Source organism: Arthrobacter sp. NPDC057259 (assembly GCF_042668995.1).
Taxonomy (GTDB): domain Bacteria; phylum Actinomycetota; class Actinomycetes; order Actinomycetales; family Micrococcaceae; genus Arthrobacter.
In genome coordinates, this window is the sequence record NZ_JBHUYA010000006.1 from 173,214 (window position 1) to 190,272 (window position 17,059).

Consider the following 17,059-nt stretch of genomic DNA (forward strand, 5'->3'; position numbering starts at 1 on the left):
GGGTAGGGCCGGGCCGGACGGAGTGCCGGTGATCAGCCGCGGACGAAATCCAGTTCGTTGGTGATCCGTCGTTCCAGTTCGGCGCCGCCGATGGTCTGGGATCCGCCGTGGGCGCGCAGGAACAGCAGTGCCTCGAGCCGCAGCAGCCGCCATTCCCGCTCGGCGTCCCGGTTGGAGTTGTCGATGGCGCGGAAGATTTCCTTGTCGTACAGGTTCGGCTCGTTCAGCGACCGCTGCCGGACCTTGGCGTTGATCCGGGCCTTGAACGGGTCCGTTTCCATGGCGTCGGGGGCGCGGAGGAACTTCTCGTAGACGGCGGCGCGTTCGTCGTCGCCGCGCTGCCGGCAGATGTAGCTGGCCAGCGCCAGGGCAGCCTCCACGGAGGCCCAGCGGCCAGGGTTGCCGTCGAAAGGCAGCACGGTGAGCAGGTCCGCGACGGCCAGGGCGTGCTCCGCGTCGCCGAGGACCACGAAGAGTTCGTGGGCCAGATCGCTGAGGTCCTTGAGGCAGCTGCCGGACTTGGTGTTGATGCCCTTGGCCAGCCGGTCGCTGAGCAACAGCACCCCGGCATCCTTGGGATGCGCCGCGGCGGCAGCCTCCACGACGGATTCGGGCGTGCCCTCGGCGGTGGGGATCAGGGCCAGGTCCGCTTCGCTGGGGCCGACGACGGCCGGCGGCGAGGCAGGCGGCGGGGGTACGACGACGGCGGGCAGGGACGCCTCGGCGTCGGCCTGCGCGGGGGTGCCGTCGGCCGCGGAGACGGACTCCGCCGCACCGGGAGCTGAAGGAATGTCGGCGGGGGAATCGCCGGCCGACGCGGTTGATCCTCCCGAGGATTCCGGTTCCTGGATCAGCACCGTGGACCCGGCCGCGATGCTGAGCACGCCGCCGCCGGTCAGGGTGGCCCGCACCAGGGCGGGGGTGCCGAAGTCGTCGTTATCGACGGCGACGCTGGCGATTTCGGCGGTGCGCGTCGCGTCGGGCAGGAGCAGCAGATCCCCGGTCCGCAGAGATCCCGCCTGCCGTTCTCCATAGTTCACGGAAGCTGTGGGGTGGGTCATCTGGAGTCCTCAAATTCTTTTCGGTCCGCCCACCAGTCTACAAAGACCGGCGCGCCGGATCGGGGACGCGGGACGGCTGGGCCCCGGCGCCGCGGAAGCTAGTGGCCGACGCCGGCGAACGCCAGGGCCTGGCGGATCAGGGCGCCGCGGCCGCCGCTGAACTCAAGCTGGACGTCGGAGCGGAGCACCTCATCCGGGGTCATCCAGGTCAGTTCGAGCGCGTCCTGGCGCGGGGAGCACTCACCGGTGACCGGGATGACGTAGGCGAGGGCGACGGCGTGCTGCCGGTCGTCCGTGTAGCCGGTGTGGGAGGGGGAGGGGAAGTATTCGGCCACGGTGAACGGCACGGGGCTGACCGGCAGCTGCGGGAACGCCAGCGGCCCGAGGTCCTTTTCCATGTGCCGCAGCAGCGCGGCGCGGATGGTTTCGCGGTACAGGACGCGGCCGGAGACCAGGGAGCGGACCATGGTGCCGTCCTCGTCGGCCTGCAGCAGCGTGCCCACCTCGTTCACGAACCCGAGCGGGTCCAGCCGGACCGGGACGGCCTCGACGTAGACCATCGGCAACCGGCCCCTGGCCTCGAAGAGGTCGTCGTCGGAGAGCCAGCCGGGATTCGGGTCGGGGGTGCGCACGTTCATGCTTAAGTTCTACCCCATCCGGGCTGGACGGACGTGGTGGACCGGGTCAGTCCGCCGCCGGGGCCCGGGAGATCCAGAGCGGGTGGGCACGCGAGGCCCCGGCCTCCGCGTCCGGGTTGGCCAGGTGCAGCAGCGGGACCGGGGACTCCTCCACCAGGGCCGCTTCCTCCCCGTCATCCTCGAGCCGGCGGCGCAGTTCCCCGAGGTCGCCGGCGTACTCGAACGCGAGCCCCGCCGCAGCCTGTCCCGCACCCGGTACACCCGTCCCGATCATCAGGATCCCGCCGTTCTTGGCGGTAAAGGACTCGGCTTCCTCCGAGCTGCCGGTGGCGGCCCCGGTGCCGGGGACAGGGCGCGGGCGGGCGCCGATGTCCCGCAGCGTGCGGGCGGCGGTGGCGGGATCCGCGGCGAACCAGAGGCCGACGACGGCGAGGTCCGGGTCCGCGTCCGGCGCGCCGCCCCAGCCGCCGTCGGCCGCGCGGACCGCGGGATCGGCCAGGAAGCTGAACCCGTCGGCGGCGGTGATCTTGCAGGTGGAGCCGTGCTCGGCGTCGAGGACCTCCGCCCGGGTGCCCTGGCCGGAACCGTCGGAAGCCCCGGCGGTGCCGGCGGATTCCGCGGTGCGGCGGGCGAATTCGGCCAGGTCCCCGACCTCGACGCCGAAATCGGTGCTGCCGTCCTCCGCGGAGCCGGCCTCGGCGAAATGCAGCGCCAGGCGGCCGGACCCGGCGTCGAACTCGCGCCAGGTGGCGTCGTCCACCGTCTTGACCAGGCCAAGCGCGGTCAGCAGCCGCTCCCACTCGTCCATGCGGGAGGTGTAGTGGATGGGGCGGACGCGCAGCATGGGGGTCTCCCTCGTGGGTGTGGGCCGGGAGCACAATAGTGCCATGGCTGTTGAGCTGATGGAACTGCTGGTGAAGGACGCCGCCGCATGGCGGGCATGGCTGCAGGACCACCACGGGACCAGCCCCGGCGTGTGGCTGGTGCTGCACAAGAAGGGCGGCTCGGTCACCGAGCTGGACTACGAGGCCGCCCTGCAGGAGGCCCTCTGCTTCGGCTGGATCGACGGGCAGGGCCGGCGCCGGGACGAGGAGAGTTCGTTCCAGCGGATGACCCGCCGGGGTCCGAAGAGTGTGTGGTCGGCCCGGAACGTGGACCGGATCGCGCGGCTCGAGGCGGAGGGGCGGATGGCCCCCACGGGCCGCGCCGCCGTCGAGAGCGCCAAGGCGGACGGCCGCTGGGAGGCCGCATACGAGGGGCAGGCGACCGCCGAGATGCCGGCGGACCTTGCCGCGGCGATCGCGGCGGACCCTCGGGCGCAGGCCATGTTCGAGGTCCTCACCTCCGTCAACCGGTACGCGCTGATCTACCGGACCAACGCCGTGAAGCAGGCCGCAACCCGGGAGCGGAAGATCGCCGGGTTCGTCGAGATGCTGGCACGCCACGAGACCCCGCACCCGCAGGCGCGCAAACCCCGCGGCCCGGAGAACCAGCGCCCGGAGAATCAGCGCCCGGAGAATCAGCGCCCTGCGAGCCAAGACCCGGAGGATTCGGGCCCGGGGAGTTCCCGGTAACCGCACGGAGGGCGGACAGCCGGATGTGGCAAGGTGGACCAGTGCCTATTACCGAACGCCAGCAGCAGCGCGGAGCCCTCCGGACCCCGCCCTCGCAGCGGACGGTGTTCTTCTCCGCGGCGGCCTTGCTGGTGGCCGGGGAGGCCGTCTTCTGGCTGATGGTGGCCAGCATCCAGACCAACTCCGGGCTGGCCGTGTTCGACGGCGGGATCCACGACGCCCTGGTGGACCACCGGTCCCCGCTGGCCACCGCAGTCCTCACGGCGGTCAGCACCGTCACCGCGCCGGCCGTACTCACGGTGATTGGCGGCCTGCTGGCCCTCGGCTGGGCCCTGCTCCGGCGCGAACTCTGGCGGCCAGGGCTGTTCCTGGCGGCGGTGCTGGCCGCGGCCGGTGCCACCACCCTGGTCAAGCAGATGGTCTCCCGCGCCCGGCCGTCCGCCTCTGACTTCCTGATGGGCCCGGACGACGCGCTGTCCTTCCCCTCCGGCCACACGCTCGGCGCTGGGGTGTTCCTGCTGGTCCTCGGGTACCTGCTGCTCGGCAGCGCGGCCGCCCGCCCGGCACGGCGTTCGACGGCGGCCCTGGCCTTGGCCGGTGCCGTGCTGGGAACGCTGGTGGTCGGCTTCAGCCGGCTCTACCTGGGCTACCACTGGCTGACCGACGTGGTGGCCTCGCTAGGCCTGGCGGTGGCGCTCGCCGGCGTCGCGGTCCTGGTCGACGGGCTCCGCAGCGCCCGGCGCACGTCGCCGGACGCCTAGAAGGCCACCCCGAGGGCCTGCGCCAGGACCACTGCCGAGGCCGAGGACCACGCCTGCGGGTGGCACGAGGCCGGATACGGCACCGCCGTGCCCGACTCCGCCGCACTCACGCCGGCGAAGAGCTCCGGGAGGCGGTGGCCGAAGGCCGCGGACGCCGCCAGCAGCCCCTCGGCCAGCACCCGCGCCTCCTCGGTGAATCCCTCGGCCAGGAGTCCGCGCACCGCAATGGCCGTGTCGTGGCTCCAGACCGATCCGCAGTGGTAGCTGAACGGCCAGAACCCGGTGGCCCGGCGGGAGAGGGTGTGCAGGCCGTAACCGGAGAACAGCTCCGGGCTCAGCAGCCGTTCCGCCACCAGCCGGGACTCGGCGGGGTCGAGGATCCCGGTGCCGAGCAGGTGGCCCATGTTCGAGCCGGGAACATCCAGCGGGGTGCCGTGGCCGTCCAGTGCCATGGCGGGGAACCGGCCGCCGTCGTCCTCCACCCAAAAGCGCTCGCGGAAGGCATCCCTGAGCCCCGCGGCGAGGTCCCGCAGCTCCGCGGCGCCCGGTTCGCCGTAGGCGTCGAAGAGGTCCGCGGCCTCCAGGGCGGCCTGGTAGGCGTAGCCCTGGACCTCGGCGAGGGCGATCGGCCCGTCCGCCTGGCGCCCGTCGCGGAACTGCATGGCGTCGCGGGAGTCCTTCCAGCCCTGGTTGCTCAGCCCGTGGCCGGAGGTGTCCTGGTAGCTGAGGAACCCGCCGTTGCCGGCGTCCCGCCCCGCAGCCCCGGCCGCCAGCAGCCAGTCCGCGGCGCGCACGGCGTTGGGCAGGAGGGAGCGGACCGCGGCGTCGTCGGTGCCGGCGCGGCCGAGCTCGCCGAGCAGGCACAGCCACAGCGGCGTGGAGTCCACGGCGCCGAAGTACACCGGCGGCAGCCGCAGCGCCTGGCTCTCGAGAATCAGTTCCTTGGCCCGCAACTCGTGCAGGATCTTGCCGGGCTCCCCCGCCGCGGCGGGGTCCGTCTTCGTGCCCTGGTAGGCGGCGAGGGCACGCAGGGTGCCCGCGGCGAGGGCCGCGTCCAAGGGCAGCAGCAGCCGCGCGGCCCAGAGCGAGTCCCGGCCGAACAGGGTGAAGTACCAGGGGGCGCCGGCGGCGAGGAACGGGGCGTCCGGGGCCGTGCGGGTGGCCAGCCGCAGCCCGTCCAGCTCGTCGAGCGAGTTATCCAGCAGGGCGCCCAACGGCCCGGCCGGGCGGTCGCGGACGGACCGGGCCGCCGGGACGTGCGCGGGGACCACGGCGTCGCCGGTGTCGGTCAGGGTGGCCTGCCACTCGGCCTCCATCGGGCGCCCGGCGGACGCGGTGCCGCGCCAGACCAGGCAACCGTCCTCCACCCGGTCCGGCGCGGCGACGGTCAGGGTCTTGCCCTCCTCGGCCCACCGCAGCGAGGACCCATCTGCGGACACGGGCTCCAGCGGCTCGCGGAAGCGGCCCAGCCGGATGGCGGCCATGTCCGTGAAGTCGGCCGCCAGCCGGACCCGGATCTCGGCGTCCAGCTGCGGCAGCGAGGTGGCCAGCCGGAGCGAGACGCGGACGGCGCCGGGGGTCACGGTCCAGGTCTGGACGAGTTCGACGGCGGGGTCCTCGGTGGGGCCCTCGATGCCGCGGACCAGGCCGCGCACGGTGAGCACCCCGCCGGGCGCCGGCTCCACCGTGGCCGGTTCGGGGGCGAAGCCGTTGACCGTGGTCTCGGCCCGGCTCAGCATCCGGGTGTCCCCGTGGAGCAGTCCGGTGAACCAGCCGCCGCCGTCGGCCAGCCGGCCCTCGGCGTCCAGCCAGAGCTGGGTGGGGGCGGCCACGGAACAGTGCTGGCGGTGCAGGGCTGGTTGTACGCTCATCCGACCAGCCTAGGACCCGGAGGTCCCGGGAGGGTCCTAGGCCTGCGGGGTGTCCTCGACCGGGAAGGCCACGGCCTCGCCCACAACACGCAGGCACAGCTCGGTACCGGGGCGGGCGATCGAGGCGTTCCAGTGCCGGATGGTGATGATTTCGCCGCCGCCGGGGTAGCGGTGGTCCGCCACGTCGCCCTCGGCCAGCTTCGCCGGGACCGGGAGCTGGAGCCGGACCGTGGTTTCGGGGCCGAAGTAGTCGGTGTCCACCACGGTGCCGCGGATGGGTCCGTCCTCGGCAATCCGGATCTGTTCGGGCCGCAGCATCAGCTGGACCCGGCCCTGCGCCGGCGGGCGGCGGACCGGGATTCCGCCGAGCGAGCAGGTGGCCAGGGACCCCTCCATCCAGGCGTCCAGGATCACTGCGTCGCCCAGGAACTCCGCCGTCGCCCGGTCCGCGGGGCGGGTGTAGACCACGAACGGGTTGCCGATCTGGGCGAGCTTGCCGCCACGCATCACGGCCACCTGGTCCGCGAAGGAGAGCGCCTCCGCCTGGTCATGGGTGACCAGGATGGTGGTGACACCGGCGTCCTGGAGGACCTTGCCCACCGTGCGGCGGGTGGCCACCCGCAGGCCGGCGTCGAGCGCGGAGAACGGCTCGTCCAGGAGCATCAGCTCCGGTTCGCGGGCCAGGGCGCGGGCCAGCGCCACACGCTGCTGCTGGCCGCCGGAGAGCTGGTGTGGCCGGCGCCTGGCCATCGCCGGGTCCAGCGCCACCATCTCCAGCAGCTCGGCCACCCGCGCCTTGACGCCGCGGTGCCCGCCCGGGAGCTTGCCGGCGTCGAGCCCGAACGCGACGTTCTGGCCCACGGTCAGGTGCGGGAAGAGCGCGCCGTCCTGCGCCACGTAGCCCACCTGGCGCTTGTGCGCCGGGACCCAGACGCCGTCGCCGGCCACTTTCTGCCCGCCCAGGGAGATGCTGCCGGTGTCCGGGTGCTCGAACCCGGCGATCAGCCGCAGCAGCGTGGTCTTGCCCGACCCCGACGGGCCCACGATCGCCGTCGTGCCGCCGCGGGCCACGGAGAGGTTGACGCCCTTGAGCACGGCCTGCGAACCGAAGTTCTTGGTCACGGCCGCGACCTCCAGGTGGCTGTTGGTGCTGGGCGCCACGGAGGCGGCGATCCGGGGTTCCGGAAGCCGGGAGGGGTGTTGTTCGGTCACTGTCCCGCTGCTTTCTTGGACTGCTGGAAGAGGAGGTAGGTCATCGGGGCGGAGAGCAGGATCATCAACAGCGCATAGGGTGCGGCGCCGGCGTAGTCGATCTCGCTGCTCTTGCTCCAGAATTCGGTGGCCAGGGTGCGCGTGCCGTTCGGGGAGAGCAGCAGCGTGGCCGTCAGTTCGTTCACGATCGCCAGGAACACCAGCGCCGCGCCGCCGGCCGCCGCCGGGGCGGTCAGCCGCAGGGTGACGCGCAGGAACGCCAGCAGCGGAGGCTTGCCCAGGGCCTGGGCGGCCTCGTCCAGTTCCTTGGGTGCCTGGGCCAGCCCGGAGCGGAGGTTCACCAGCGCCCGGGGCAGGAACAACAGCACGTAGGCGGCGATCAGCAGCGTGGTGGTCTGGTACAGGTCCGGCGCCACCCGGATGCTGACGGTGACGAAGGCCAGGCCGACGACGATCCCGGGCATCGAGCTGGTGACGTAGTTCGAGAGCTCCAGGGCCTTGCTGAACCAGCTGGGCCGGCGCACCGCGAGGTAGGCCATCGGGAACGCGACGACGGTGGTGGCGGCGGCCCCGGCCAGCCCGTAGCCCAGGGTCTGTAGCAGCGCGGGCAGGAACTCATCGGCGGACCAGATGTCCGCGCCGCCGGCGACGATCCAACGCACCACGAAGGTCAGCGGCAGGCCGAACGCCAGCGCGGTAACGGCCAGCAGGAACAGCTGGGCCGGTGCCTGGTAGAAGCGCAGCGGCAGCCGCAGGGCCCTCGCCTGGGCCCCGGAACCCACCCGGGCGTAGCGTGCGGTGCCGCGGCCGCGGACCTCCACCAGCAGCAGGATCAGGCAGAAGAACACCAGCACGCTGGCCAGCATGTTGCCGGCGGCCCCGTTGAAGGTGGACTGGTACTGGACCATGATCGCGGTGGTGAAGGTGTCGAACCGGATCATCGCGAACGCCCCGTATTCGGCCAGCAGGTGCAGCGCCACCAGCAGCGCCCCGCCGGTCATCGCGATTCTCAGCTGCGGCAGCACCACCCGGAAGAACGCCCGCCACGCTCCCAGCCCCAGGGAGGCCGCGGACTGTTCGATCGCCGGGTCCAGCCGGCTGAGGGTGGCCGCGGCCGGAATGTAGACCAGCGGGAAGTAGGACAGCGTGGCGATCAGGACCCCGGACCACAGGCCGCCCAGCGACGGGACGGCGGAGACCCACGCGTAGCTGTTGACGAACGCCGGGATGGCCAGGGGAGCGGCCAGCAGCACGGCCCACCCCCGGCGGCCCTTAAGCGTGGTCCGTTCCACCAGCCACGCCCCGCCGACGCCGATCACCAGGCAGAGCGGGACGGTGAAGACCATCAGCAGCACGGTGTTCAGCAGCAGCTCACCCACCCGCGCCCGGAAGATCAGGCTGACAGCGGTGTCCCAGCCGGTGGCGACGGTCATCACCGCCACGTAGCCCAGGGGGAGGAGGGAGAACAGGGCGATCAGGACCGCCAGGATGGCCACCACGGACACGCCGAACGGCGGGCGGGGGCGCTTGCCCCGGCCCGCCGTCGTCGTGCTTCCGGTGGTCCCGGGAGCCGCCAGCGTCTTGGTCACTGGTTTAGAGCAGTCCTGCCTTGGTCATCAGATCGGTGACCTTGGCGGAGTTGAGCTTGGCCGGATCGACCTTGGGTGCCTGCAGGTCCTTGATCGGGACCAGCTTGTCATTCGACGGCACATCGGAGGCGATCGCGTACTCGAAGGAGGTGCCCTTCTGCAGGATCTCCTGGCCCTTCTTCCCGGTGATGAACTTCAGGAAGGCCTGGGCCGCGCCGGCGTTCTTCGAGGACTTCAGCACGCCGCCGCCGGAGACGGAGAGGAACGCGCCCGGGTCCTGGTTCTTGAAGAAGTACGGCGTGACCTTGTTGGAGTTCTCGCCGGTCTTCGCCTGGTCACCGTAGTAGTAGTAGTGGTAGATCAGGGCGGCGTCCACCTCGCCGGCGTTGACGGCCTTCATGGCCGTGCTGTTGCCCTTGTAGGCCTTGAAATTGTCCTTCATGCCCTTGAGCCAGGCCTCCGTGGCGGCCTCACCCTTGAGCTCGAGCAGCGCGGAGACGATTGCCTGGAAGTCGGCGCCCGACGGCGACGCGGCCCACTTGCCCTTCCACTCCGGGTTGGCCAGGTCCAGCATGGACTTGGGCAGCTTGTCTTCGCTGATCTTGGTCTTGTCGTAGACCAGGACGGTGGAGCGGGCGGCGATGCCGGTCCACTTGTTGGTGGACGGGCGGAACTCGGCGGGGACCTGGCCGACGGTGGCCGGGTCCACATCGGCGAAGAGGCCGGCGTTTTCCACCTGGGCCATGGCCGGGGAGTTCTCGGTCAGGAAGACGTCGGCGCGGGTGGCCTGGCCTTCCTGGATGATCTGGTTGGACATCTCGGTGTCCGAACCCTGGCGGAGCGTCACCTTCACGCCGGTCTCGGCGGTGAACTCGTCCACCCACTCCTTGGTGAGGGATTCGTGCTGGGCGTTGTAGACCGTGATCTCACCGGAGGGCTTGCCGTCGGCGCCGGCGCTGCTGCCGGAGGAGGACGAACCGGAGCCACAGGCTGCGAGGCCGAGCGCGGCGGTGGCGGCGAGGGCGACGCCTGCCAGCGCGTTCTTGCGGATCTTCATGGGGCTGCTTTCTGCAAGGAAAAGGTCGTAGGAACCCGCCTCCGTGAGCGGGAGGTTAGGGCATGCTCACTACAAAAAACTGTAGGTTAGCCAAACCTAAGCAACCAAGCCGAGAGCGCCTTAAGTGAGGGAGATCACACGAATTACGAAACTATTGCGTGACTTAATTGGTTTCGTATTGCCGCGGGGCTGTGGCGTCGACGACGGCGGAGGCGGGATCGGGCTCGGCGGGCACGTCCGGGCGCGCTTCGCCCGTTTGTCCCTCGCCCGGCTGTCCTTCCGCCGGCTGCTCCGCGTCGGCGGCGTCGACGATCGCGGGCAGGCGGGGCGCGATCGAGGCCGCGGCTTCGAGGACCATCCAGGCCTGCAGCTGGGTGGAGAGTTCGATGTCGGCGCCGGCCGGGTAGGTGCGGCGCGCGGGGAGCTCGGGCCGGGCGGAGAAGACCAGCCGGGCGCCGTTGCGGGCCAGTGGCTCGTTCGCGCCGACCACGCGCCGGCCCTCCCAGAAGGCCTCCGCCGTGTCCGTGACCAGCCGCGCCGCCGTCGCCCGGGTCTCCTCCGGGAGCCGCTCGTCCACCGCGGCGAGGGCCAGGTAGCGCACCAGAATCCCGCTGAAGAGGCCGCCGTCGCCCGTTCCCTCGCCGCGGACCACTTCGCCGCGGCGGCCCAGCAGGGGTGCGTCCACGGTCAGGTGCTCGCGGACCGCGGTGATCAGTTCCTGCGCCCGTGCCAGGTTCGCCTCGCCGCCGAGCTCCAGCAGGGCCCCCAGCGCCGGGCCCTGGTTGTAGGTGTAGACGGCCTCTTCGAGCCGGGGTTCCCCCTCCGGCACAATCCGCAGGCCGTCCCGGTAGAGGCCCTGCTCCGGATCCAGCAGCTTGGCGTCCAGCCAGTCCAGCAGCGACTGGGCCCGCGCCGCCTGGCCGGTCCGGGCGTAGTGCAGCGCCACCGGCCCGGTCGCCGGGGTGTTCTTGAAGTCCCGCTTCTTGCTCCAGAAGGTGCCCCCGCCCAGGTCGTCGGTGGAGGCGGCGTCGAACTGTGCCCCCAGCCGGGTGAGGACGCGGGCGTTGCGGCGGCGGCCGGCGCTCTTGCGGCCGCCCTCGGCCAGGAGTTCCAGCCGCCGGGTGGCCAGGGCCAGCCAGGCCATGTCGTCGTAGTAGCTGTTGACCACGGTGAAGAGGTTCCGCACCCGTATGCCGTTGAGCAGGCGCGAGGCCAGCTTGCCGGCGCTGGGCAGGTTCTTGCCGTCGAAGTGCGCCGGGGTGTGGCCCGCGACGCCGAGTTCCCGCCGCCCGGCGTCGACCAGGCAGTCCACGTAATGCGCCTGCCACCAGTAGTGCCAAGGCCGGGAGAGGTTCTTCAGCCGGCTTGAGGGGCGGACGATGGCGCCGATGTGGGTGCCGGGTAGGAAGAAGAGGCGCTGGCCGAACAGCCGGGTCACTGAACGCGCGGCTTCGTCGGCGCGGAAGGACCAGTTCGGGGCAGGGGTATGGGCGGCGGCTGCGGTCATGGTCCCAGAGTAGTGGCGGGTGTGCCCGCGGCGCGGAATCTCCACGAACGGGTGCGCTTTGTGTCAATTCCAGTTAACGTGTACTAACTAACGTTTCCGGACGCCGCGGCCCGGCCGGCCTTGTGCGGCCGGGCAGGGGTTTCCACATCAAGGAGGATGTATGGACGTCTTGGGTACCGTCGCACTGATCACGGGCGGCGCGTCCGGGCTGGGCGCCGCCACCGCACGCAGGCTTTTCGACGCCGGGGCGTCGGTGGTCCTGGTGGACCTGCCCGGCGCCGCGGGGGAGAGCCTCGCCGCCGAACTGAACGGGGGTGAAGGGGCCGCCGGGAACCGGGCCGTGTTCGTGCCCGCGGACGTCACCAACGAGGAGCAGGTGCAGGCCGCCGTCGACGCCGCCGCGGAGCTGGGCCCGCTGCGGATCGTGGTGAACTGCGCCGGGATCGGCACCCCGGGCAAGGTCCTGGGCCGCGACGGCGTTCTGCCGTTGGAGGCCTTCAACCGCGTCATCCAGGTCAATCTGGTGGGCACCTTCAACGTCATCCGGCTTGCCGCCGCCGCGATGGCCGCCACCGGGCCGGTGGCCACGGAGCTCGGCGGCCCCGAACGCGGCGTCATCATCAACACCGCCTCCGTCGCGGCCTTCGACGGCCAGATCGGCCAGCCTGCCTATGCGGCCTCCAAGGGCGCCGTCGCCGCCATGACGCTGCCGATCGCCCGCGAACTGGCGCGCTCGCTGATCCGCGTAGTGACCATCGCGCCGGGCATCTTTGAGACTCCCATGATGGCAGGGCTGCCGCAGGAGGCGCAGGACTCCCTGGGCCACCAGGTGCCGCACCCGTCCCGGCTGGGCCGGCCCGCGGAGTACGCCAACCTCGCCGCGCACATCGTGGACAACGCCATGCTCAACGGCGAGACCATACGGCTGGACGGCGCCATCCGGATGGGCCCGAAGTGACGCTCGCGATGGACCGGGTGCAGGGAGAGCAGGCGCAGGCGGGCCGGGCGCAGGAGGTGGCCGTTTCCGGGGCCGCCGACGGGCTTCGCGACCTGCCCGGCGCGGACTTCTTCGGCTACGAGGCGCTGCTCAGCGACGTCGAACGCGCCAAGCTGGCCGAACTGCGCGGCTTCCTGGCCCGCGAGGTGGCGCCCTACGCGGAGGACTGGTGGAACCGCGCCGAATTCCCCGCGCACATCCTGCCCAAGCTCGCCGCCTTGGAGCTCAGCACGCCGGTCCAGCGCGGCTACAGCAACCTCTTCGCCGGGATCGTGATCGCCGAGATCACCCGGGTGGACACCTCGCTGGCAACCTTCTTCCTGGTCCACCACGACCTGTTTGTCGAGTCGCTCTACGAGTTCGGTTCCGAGGACCAGCGTTCCCGGCTGCTGGCGGACGCGGCCAGCCTGCGCACCACCGGCGCCTTTGCCCTGACCGAACCGGACCACGGCTCCGACGTCGCCGGCGGCATGGAAACCAGCGCCCGGCGCGTCTCCGGCGGGGACGAGGGCGATCACTGGGTGCTCAACGGCGCCAAGCGCTGGATCGGCAACGGCACCTTCTGCGACTACGTGCTGGTCTGGGCCCGCGACGAGGCCGACGGCGCCATCCGCGGCTTCATCGTCGACGCCACCCTCCCCGGGGTGAGCCGCAGCCGGATCGAGAACAAGATCGCGCTGCGGACCGTGCAGAACGCGGACATCGTCTTCACCGACGTGCGGGTGGCCGAAGCGGACCGCTTCGCCGGCATCAGCAGCTTCGAGGACACCAACGAGCTGTTGCGCGGCTCCCGGATCATGGTGGCGTGGCAGGCGGTGGGCCAGCAGCTGGCCGCGTTCGACGTCGCCCGGCAGTACGCCGTCGAACGCCGCCAGTTCGGCCGGCCGCTGGCGAAATTCCAGCTGGTCCAGCAGCAGCTGGTGACCATGCTGGGCAATGCGGTGGCGAGCACCGGGATGATGGTGCGGATTGCCCAGCTGGAGGACGCCGGCGCCGCGGACATGCCGCAGGTGGCTCTCGCGAAGTCTTACGCCAGCGCCCGGATGCGGGAGACGGTGGCGATGGGGCGGTCGCTGCTGGGTGGCAACGGATTAGTCACCGACTACCGGATGGCCAAGATCTTCGCCGACGCCGAGGCGATCTACACCTATGAGGGCTCCTTCGAGATCAACACCCTGATCGCCGGCCGGGCCGTCACCGGGGTCTCGGCGATCGTCTAAGGCACTCGACCTTGGGCGGGCCGCATCGCGCTGCGGCTGTCAGTTGCCGGCGGCGTCCTCCGGGGCGCCGTCAGGCACCCGTTCCCCGGCCTCGATCCGGTAGTCCAGGCTGTTGTTCTTCACCGGCATGGGGCAGGTGCCGTACGGGGTGAAAGCGCTGGGGTAGTTGATGGCCCGGTTGAAGTCCAGGACCACGGTTCCGTCCGGCCGCGGGCGGGCGGTGGAGACCTTGCGCCACTCATCGGTCGAGTCGCCGTTTGTCTCGTCGTGGAACGTCACCGTCAGGGCCCCGAGCTTCTCCTCCTCGGCCTGCAGCCGGTACTCATGGTTGCTGCCGGGCAGTCGGAAGACGAGTTCGCCGACGCTGCGGTGCACCCCGTCCACCAGCGGGTTCGCGGTGCCGATCGGGACGTCCACCGGCTCCGGGTACGGCTCGAACCGCGCCTCGACCACAAGGTCCGGCCGGTAGCCGAAGGTGGGGACGCCGCCGAAGCCGGTGAACACCGGGGACCGGGAGTCGCGGGTCCGAACGGCGTACTTCCCGCCACGCATGGCCAGCTCCACCTGCACCCGCTTGCCGTCGTCGCCGCCGAACTGCACCCAGATCAGGGATTCCTCGTCGGCCAAACCCGCGCTGATGGTCCCGTCCACCGGCTCTCCGGTCTCCACGAGCGTCAGGCCGTCCGAGGCCGCCGCGGTGAGGAACGCCGTCGTGCCGTCCGTCCACCAGAGGCCCGGAACCAGCTCAAGGGCGGACGCCTCAGGCCCGAGCCACTGGAACGACGTCAGGGTCAGCCAGCCGTATTCGGTGGCCAGGGCGGCGTCGCGGTTGGTGCGGAACCGCCGCCAACGGGCCAGCTGCGGGTCGGCTGGTTGTGCGTCGACGTGCTGGGATCCGGCGTCCTGGGTGTCAGCGTCCGGTGCGTCTACGGGGGTCATGGTCATCTCCGGGGGTGTCAGCCCAACTGACTGGCAGTAGAGGCCGTTATGAGGGCCCAAAACGGCTTCTGCTGCGAGCCAGTTGGGTGGGGCGGGCAGGGGGAGGGGCGGGGTGCGTTGTGCGAGGCGGGTCAGCGGGGGACGGCGACGGCGGCGGCCACCAGCTGCTCGGCCGTGGCCTTGGCGGCGGCCGCGGCGGCGGGGTCGGCGTCGAGCACCCCGCTGGCCAGGCCGCCGTCGAGGATCAGGGTCAGGCTGCGGGCCAGGGCCTCCGGATTCCCGGCGCCGGCCCGTTCGGCCAGCTCGGTGATCCAGGCAAGGATTGACTGCTTGTGCGCGACGGTCCGCTCGTGCACGCGGGTGCCGGAGGGGGACTCGGCGGCGGCGTTGATGAAGGCGCAGCCGCGGTACCCGTCGCGGCGGCAGGCCGTGGTGAGCGCGTCGAACAGTCCCACCAGCTGGCGGGCCGGCTCCGGGCACGCGGCCTCCGCGGCGGCGTGCAGCTGCCCGGACCAGACCCCGTCCACGTGCTCCAGGTAGGCCAGGATCAGGTCGTCCTTGGCGGGAAAGTACTTGTAGAACGTGGCCTTGGCGACGCCGGATTCGGCGATGATCGTATCGATCCCCGCAGCCCGCAGGCCGTGGGCGTAGAACAACCGGAAGGCCGTGGCCAGGATCTTCTCCCGCGCCTGGCCGGCGGGCGTGCGGACCGCCTGCGGGGCGGCCGGGGCGGGTGCTGCTGCTGGACTCATACCTCCATGCTACAGACCGGTCTGTCTGCGCGTCCTTGTGCATAGACAGATCTGTCTGATAGCGTCCCGTTTAGAGGTAGACAAACCTGTCTGCCAAGAATTCCCGTCTGCAGTGAGGTCACCATGAATATCGCAGTCTTCGGCACCGGAACCGTCGGCCCCGCCGTCGCCGCCGCCCTCGTCGCGCTCGGCCACGACGTCGTCATCGGCACCCGCGACCCGGAAGCCACCCTGGCCCGTACCGAGGCCGGCCCCATGGGCGGCGTCCCCTTCGCCCAGTGGCACGCCGAGCACCCCGGCATCCGGCTGACCACCTTCGCCGACGCCGCCGCCGGGGCGGATCTGATCGTCAACGCCACCAACGGCTCCGGTTCCCTTCCCGCCCTCACCGCGGCCGGCGAGGAGAATCTGGCCGGCAAGGTCATCATGGACATCGCCAACCCGCTGGACTTCTCCCAGGGCTTCCCGCCGTCGCTGAACCCGGTGAACACGGACAGCCTCGGCGAGCAGCTGCAGCGCGCCTTCCCGGCGGCCCGGGTGGTCAAGACGCTGAACACCATGAACGCCTCCGTGATGGTGGACCCCGCCAGTGTGGCAGGCGGCGACCACTCCGTGTTCGTCTCCGGCAACGACGCCGAGGCCAAGGCCCAGGTCTCCGGCCTGCTCGCCGAGCTGGGCCACCGCGACATCATCGACCTCGGCGACATCACCACCGCCCGCGGCACCGAGATGCTGCTGCCGGTCTGGCTGCGGCTCTGGGGAGCGCTGGGCAACGCGGACTTCAACTTCAAGATCGCGCGCTAGGGACGGCTCGCGGGGAGGCGGGGACCCGGGAGGTCCCCGCAGCGGGGTCCGGGGCCAAAGGTCCCGGGCCTTGAAGCGGCCCGGGTGGAACACTGGGTCCATCCGGCGGCCCGGCAGCGCCGGGCCGCCTCAGGCGACCGGCAGCCTCCCGTGCTGTGCGGTCCTTCGCCCGCCATCCGAGGAGCCGTCATGAACCCGATGGATTCCGTCGTCGCCGCCATCGAACGCCTCGACGGGCTGGATGGTCCGGCGTCCGCCCTCGCCGGCCTGGTCGGCAAGGCTGTGCAGCCCCGCGCCGTCCGCAACCTGCTCAGCGGCACCGTCCTAGGCCACCCGCTGCACCCCCTGCTCACGGATATCCCGATCGGCGCGTGGACCATGGCCTCCCTCCTTGACACCGTGGGTGGCAGGGAGATGGAACCGGCTGCGGACCTGTTGGTGACCGTGGGGATCGCCGCAGCCGTTCCGACGGCGGCGGCCGGCCTCAACGACTGGTCGGACACGGCCGGAAAACCGCGACGGGTGGGGCTGGTCCATGCCGCGGTGAACACCGTGGCCCTGGGTCTCTACGCGTGCTCCAGCGCCGCCCGCTTCCGGGGCAACCGCGGCGCGGGGACGGCCCTGGGCCTGGCGGGGCTGGGCGTCCTGACCTTTGGCGGGTTCCTCGGCGGCCACCTGAGCTTCGCCAACGCGGTCAACGTCAACAGGACCGCGGACCGGAACGGCCCCTCGAAGTGGACTCCGGTGCTCGACGACGCCGAACTCCCCGAGGGCGGGTCGCGCAAGGTCGAGGCGGGCAAGGTCACCGTCCTCCTGTGCCGGACTGGCGCGGCGATACTCGCCGTCGACAGTGTGTGCAGCCACGCCGGCGGGCCGCTGGAGAAGGGCACGGTCGACAACGGTTGCGTGGTCTGCCCCTGGCACGGCAGCACATTCCGGCTGGCCGACGGCACCGTGGTCCGGGGCCCGGCTACCCGGCCGCAGCCGGCCTATGACACCAGGATCAATGAGGGGCGGATCGAAGTCAGGCGCCGGACGGCCTGATACCCCCGGCCCAATAGACGGAACCGATTCCCC

The 17,059-nt window shown here is 71.5% G+C and carries 16 protein-coding genes; 6 read left to right on the forward strand and 10 right to left on the reverse strand.

Translation table 11 applies throughout. The features are described from left to right. Positions 1-32: 32 nt before the first annotated feature. The 3 genes from ACFUCU_RS11665 to ACFUCU_RS11675 form a co-directional block, all read right to left on the reverse strand. Positions 33-1,061 (reverse strand): DUF6707 family protein, encoded by a 1,029-nt coding sequence (locus ACFUCU_RS11665; RefSeq protein WP_377972749.1) that lies wholly within the window; start codon positions 1,059-1,061, stop codon positions 33-35. 98 nt (positions 1,062-1,159) lie between these two features. Further along, positions 1,160-1,699 (reverse strand): NUDIX hydrolase family protein, encoded by a 540-nt coding sequence (locus ACFUCU_RS11670; protein ID WP_290256702.1) that lies wholly within the window; start codon positions 1,697-1,699, stop codon positions 1,160-1,162. 46 nt (positions 1,700-1,745) lie between these two features. Next, positions 1,746-2,543, reverse strand: a complete 798-nt coding sequence (locus ACFUCU_RS11675; protein WP_377972751.1) for a VOC family protein — start codon at positions 2,541-2,543, stop codon at positions 1,746-1,748. A gap of 43 nt (positions 2,544-2,586) precedes the next feature. On the opposite strand from ACFUCU_RS11675, the gene ACFUCU_RS11680 reads away from it, so the two are divergent. Both ACFUCU_RS11680 and ACFUCU_RS11685 read left to right on the forward strand, forming a co-directional pair. Continuing rightward, positions 2,587-3,273: a YdeI family protein gene (locus ACFUCU_RS11680; protein WP_377972753.1), complete on the forward strand. Its 687-nt coding sequence runs from the start codon at positions 2,587-2,589 to the stop codon at positions 3,271-3,273. Between the two features lie 41 nt (positions 3,274-3,314). Then, positions 3,315-4,034: a phosphatase PAP2 family protein gene (locus ACFUCU_RS11685; protein WP_290256699.1), complete on the forward strand. Its 720-nt coding sequence runs from the start codon at positions 3,315-3,317 to the stop codon at positions 4,032-4,034. On the opposite strand, the gene ACFUCU_RS11690 is transcribed toward ACFUCU_RS11685, so the two are convergent. From ACFUCU_RS11690 to ACFUCU_RS11710, 5 genes are all read right to left on the reverse strand, one after another. Next, positions 4,031-5,905, reverse strand: a complete 1,875-nt coding sequence (locus tag ACFUCU_RS11690; RefSeq protein WP_377972755.1) for a glycogen debranching N-terminal domain-containing protein — start codon at positions 5,903-5,905, stop codon at positions 4,031-4,033. The two genes, ACFUCU_RS11685 and ACFUCU_RS11690, sit on opposite strands and share 4 nt — an antisense overlap. A gap of 36 nt (positions 5,906-5,941) precedes the next feature. Next, positions 5,942-7,117: an ABC transporter ATP-binding protein gene (locus ACFUCU_RS11695; RefSeq protein WP_290256697.1), complete on the reverse strand. Its 1,176-nt coding sequence runs from the start codon at positions 7,115-7,117 to the stop codon at positions 5,942-5,944. Beyond that, positions 7,114-8,706, reverse strand: a complete 1,593-nt coding sequence (locus ACFUCU_RS11700; protein WP_377972756.1) for an ABC transporter permease — start codon at positions 8,704-8,706, stop codon at positions 7,114-7,116. The genes ACFUCU_RS11695 and ACFUCU_RS11700 overlap by 4 nt, the downstream gene beginning before the upstream one ends. A 4-nt stretch (positions 8,707-8,710) precedes the next feature. Next, positions 8,711-9,763, reverse strand: coding sequence for an iron ABC transporter substrate-binding protein (locus ACFUCU_RS11705; RefSeq protein WP_377972758.1), 1,053 nt, complete (start codon positions 9,761-9,763; stop codon positions 8,711-8,713). A gap of 163 nt (positions 9,764-9,926) precedes the next feature. Continuing rightward, positions 9,927-11,270 (reverse strand): glycoside hydrolase family 76 protein, encoded by a 1,344-nt coding sequence (locus ACFUCU_RS11710; RefSeq protein WP_377972759.1) that lies wholly within the window; start codon positions 11,268-11,270, stop codon positions 9,927-9,929. A gap of 160 nt (positions 11,271-11,430) precedes the next feature. Between ACFUCU_RS11710 and ACFUCU_RS11715 the strand changes: the two genes are divergently transcribed. Both ACFUCU_RS11715 and ACFUCU_RS11720 read left to right on the forward strand, forming a co-directional pair. Continuing rightward, complete coding sequence (locus tag ACFUCU_RS11715) at positions 11,431-12,228, forward strand: SDR family NAD(P)-dependent oxidoreductase (RefSeq protein ID WP_377972760.1); 798 nt, start codon at positions 11,431-11,433, stop codon at positions 12,226-12,228. Continuing rightward, positions 12,225-13,487, forward strand: coding sequence for an acyl-CoA dehydrogenase family protein (locus ACFUCU_RS11720; protein WP_377972761.1), 1,263 nt, complete (start codon positions 12,225-12,227; stop codon positions 13,485-13,487). Before ACFUCU_RS11715 ends, ACFUCU_RS11720 begins: the two co-directional genes overlap by 4 nt. Before the next feature lie 39 nt (positions 13,488-13,526). Here ACFUCU_RS11720 and ACFUCU_RS11725 read toward each other — a convergent pair whose 3' ends face one another. Both ACFUCU_RS11725 and ACFUCU_RS11730 read right to left on the reverse strand, forming a co-directional pair. Further along, the gene (locus ACFUCU_RS11725; RefSeq protein ID WP_377972763.1) at positions 13,527-14,426 is read right to left on the reverse strand and encodes a DUF1684 domain-containing protein; all 900 of its coding nucleotides are present in this window, start codon (positions 14,424-14,426) and stop codon (positions 13,527-13,529) included. Positions 14,427-14,557: 131 nt separating this feature from the next. Further along, complete coding sequence (locus tag ACFUCU_RS11730; RefSeq protein WP_377972765.1) at positions 14,558-15,178, reverse strand: TetR/AcrR family transcriptional regulator; 621 nt, start codon at positions 15,176-15,178, stop codon at positions 14,558-14,560. Positions 15,179-15,301: 123 nt separating this feature from the next. On the opposite strand from ACFUCU_RS11730, the gene ACFUCU_RS11735 reads away from it, so the two are divergent. Beyond that, the gene (locus ACFUCU_RS11735; protein ID WP_290256689.1) at positions 15,302-15,982 is read left to right on the forward strand and encodes an NADPH-dependent F420 reductase; all 681 of its coding nucleotides are present in this window, start codon (positions 15,302-15,304) and stop codon (positions 15,980-15,982) included. Positions 15,983-16,171: 189 nt separating this feature from the next. Further along, a complete protein-coding gene (locus ACFUCU_RS11740; protein ID WP_377972767.1) occupies positions 16,172-17,026 on the forward strand; it encodes a Rieske 2Fe-2S domain-containing protein in 855 nt (284 codons plus the stop codon). Positions 17,027-17,059: the final 33 nt, after the last annotated feature.

What these genes read in the sequence shown, in the direction of transcription:
- ACFUCU_RS11665 (WP_377972749.1), bottom strand. Translation starts at nt 1,061, where the DNA reads ATGACCCACCCCACAGCTTCCGTGAACTATGGAGAACGGCAGGCGGGA.
- ACFUCU_RS11670 (WP_290256702.1), bottom strand. Translation starts at nt 1,699, where the DNA reads ATGAACGTGCGCACCCCCGACCCGAATCCCGGCTGGCTCTCCGACGAC.
- ACFUCU_RS11675 (WP_377972751.1), bottom strand. Translation starts at nt 2,543, where the DNA reads ATGCTGCGCGTCCGCCCCATCCACTACACCTCCCGCATGGACGAGTGG.
- ACFUCU_RS11680 (WP_377972753.1), top strand. Translation starts at nt 2,587, where the DNA reads ATGGCTGTTGAGCTGATGGAACTGCTGGTGAAGGACGCCGCCGCATGG.
- ACFUCU_RS11690 (WP_377972755.1), bottom strand. Translation starts at nt 5,905, where the DNA reads ATGAGCGTACAACCAGCCCTGCACCGCCAGCACTGTTCCGTGGCCGCC.
- ACFUCU_RS11705 (WP_377972758.1), bottom strand. Translation starts at nt 9,763, where the DNA reads ATGAAGATCCGCAAGAACGCGCTGGCAGGCGTCGCCCTCGCCGCCACC.
- ACFUCU_RS11710 (WP_377972759.1), bottom strand. Translation starts at nt 11,270, where the DNA reads ATGACCGCAGCCGCCGCCCATACCCCTGCCCCGAACTGGTCCTTCCGC.
- ACFUCU_RS11715 (WP_377972760.1), top strand. Translation starts at nt 11,431, where the DNA reads ATGGACGTCTTGGGTACCGTCGCACTGATCACGGGCGGCGCGTCCGGG.
- ACFUCU_RS11725 (WP_377972763.1), bottom strand. Translation starts at nt 14,426, where the DNA reads ATGACCCCCGTAGACGCACCGGACGCTGACACCCAGGACGCCGGATCC.
- ACFUCU_RS11730 (WP_377972765.1), bottom strand. Translation starts at nt 15,178, where the DNA reads ATGAGTCCAGCAGCAGCACCCGCCCCGGCCGCCCCGCAGGCGGTCCGC.
- ACFUCU_RS11735 (WP_290256689.1), top strand. Translation starts at nt 15,302, where the DNA reads ATGAATATCGCAGTCTTCGGCACCGGAACCGTCGGCCCCGCCGTCGCC.
- ACFUCU_RS11740 (WP_377972767.1), top strand. Translation starts at nt 16,172, where the DNA reads ATGAACCCGATGGATTCCGTCGTCGCCGCCATCGAACGCCTCGACGGG.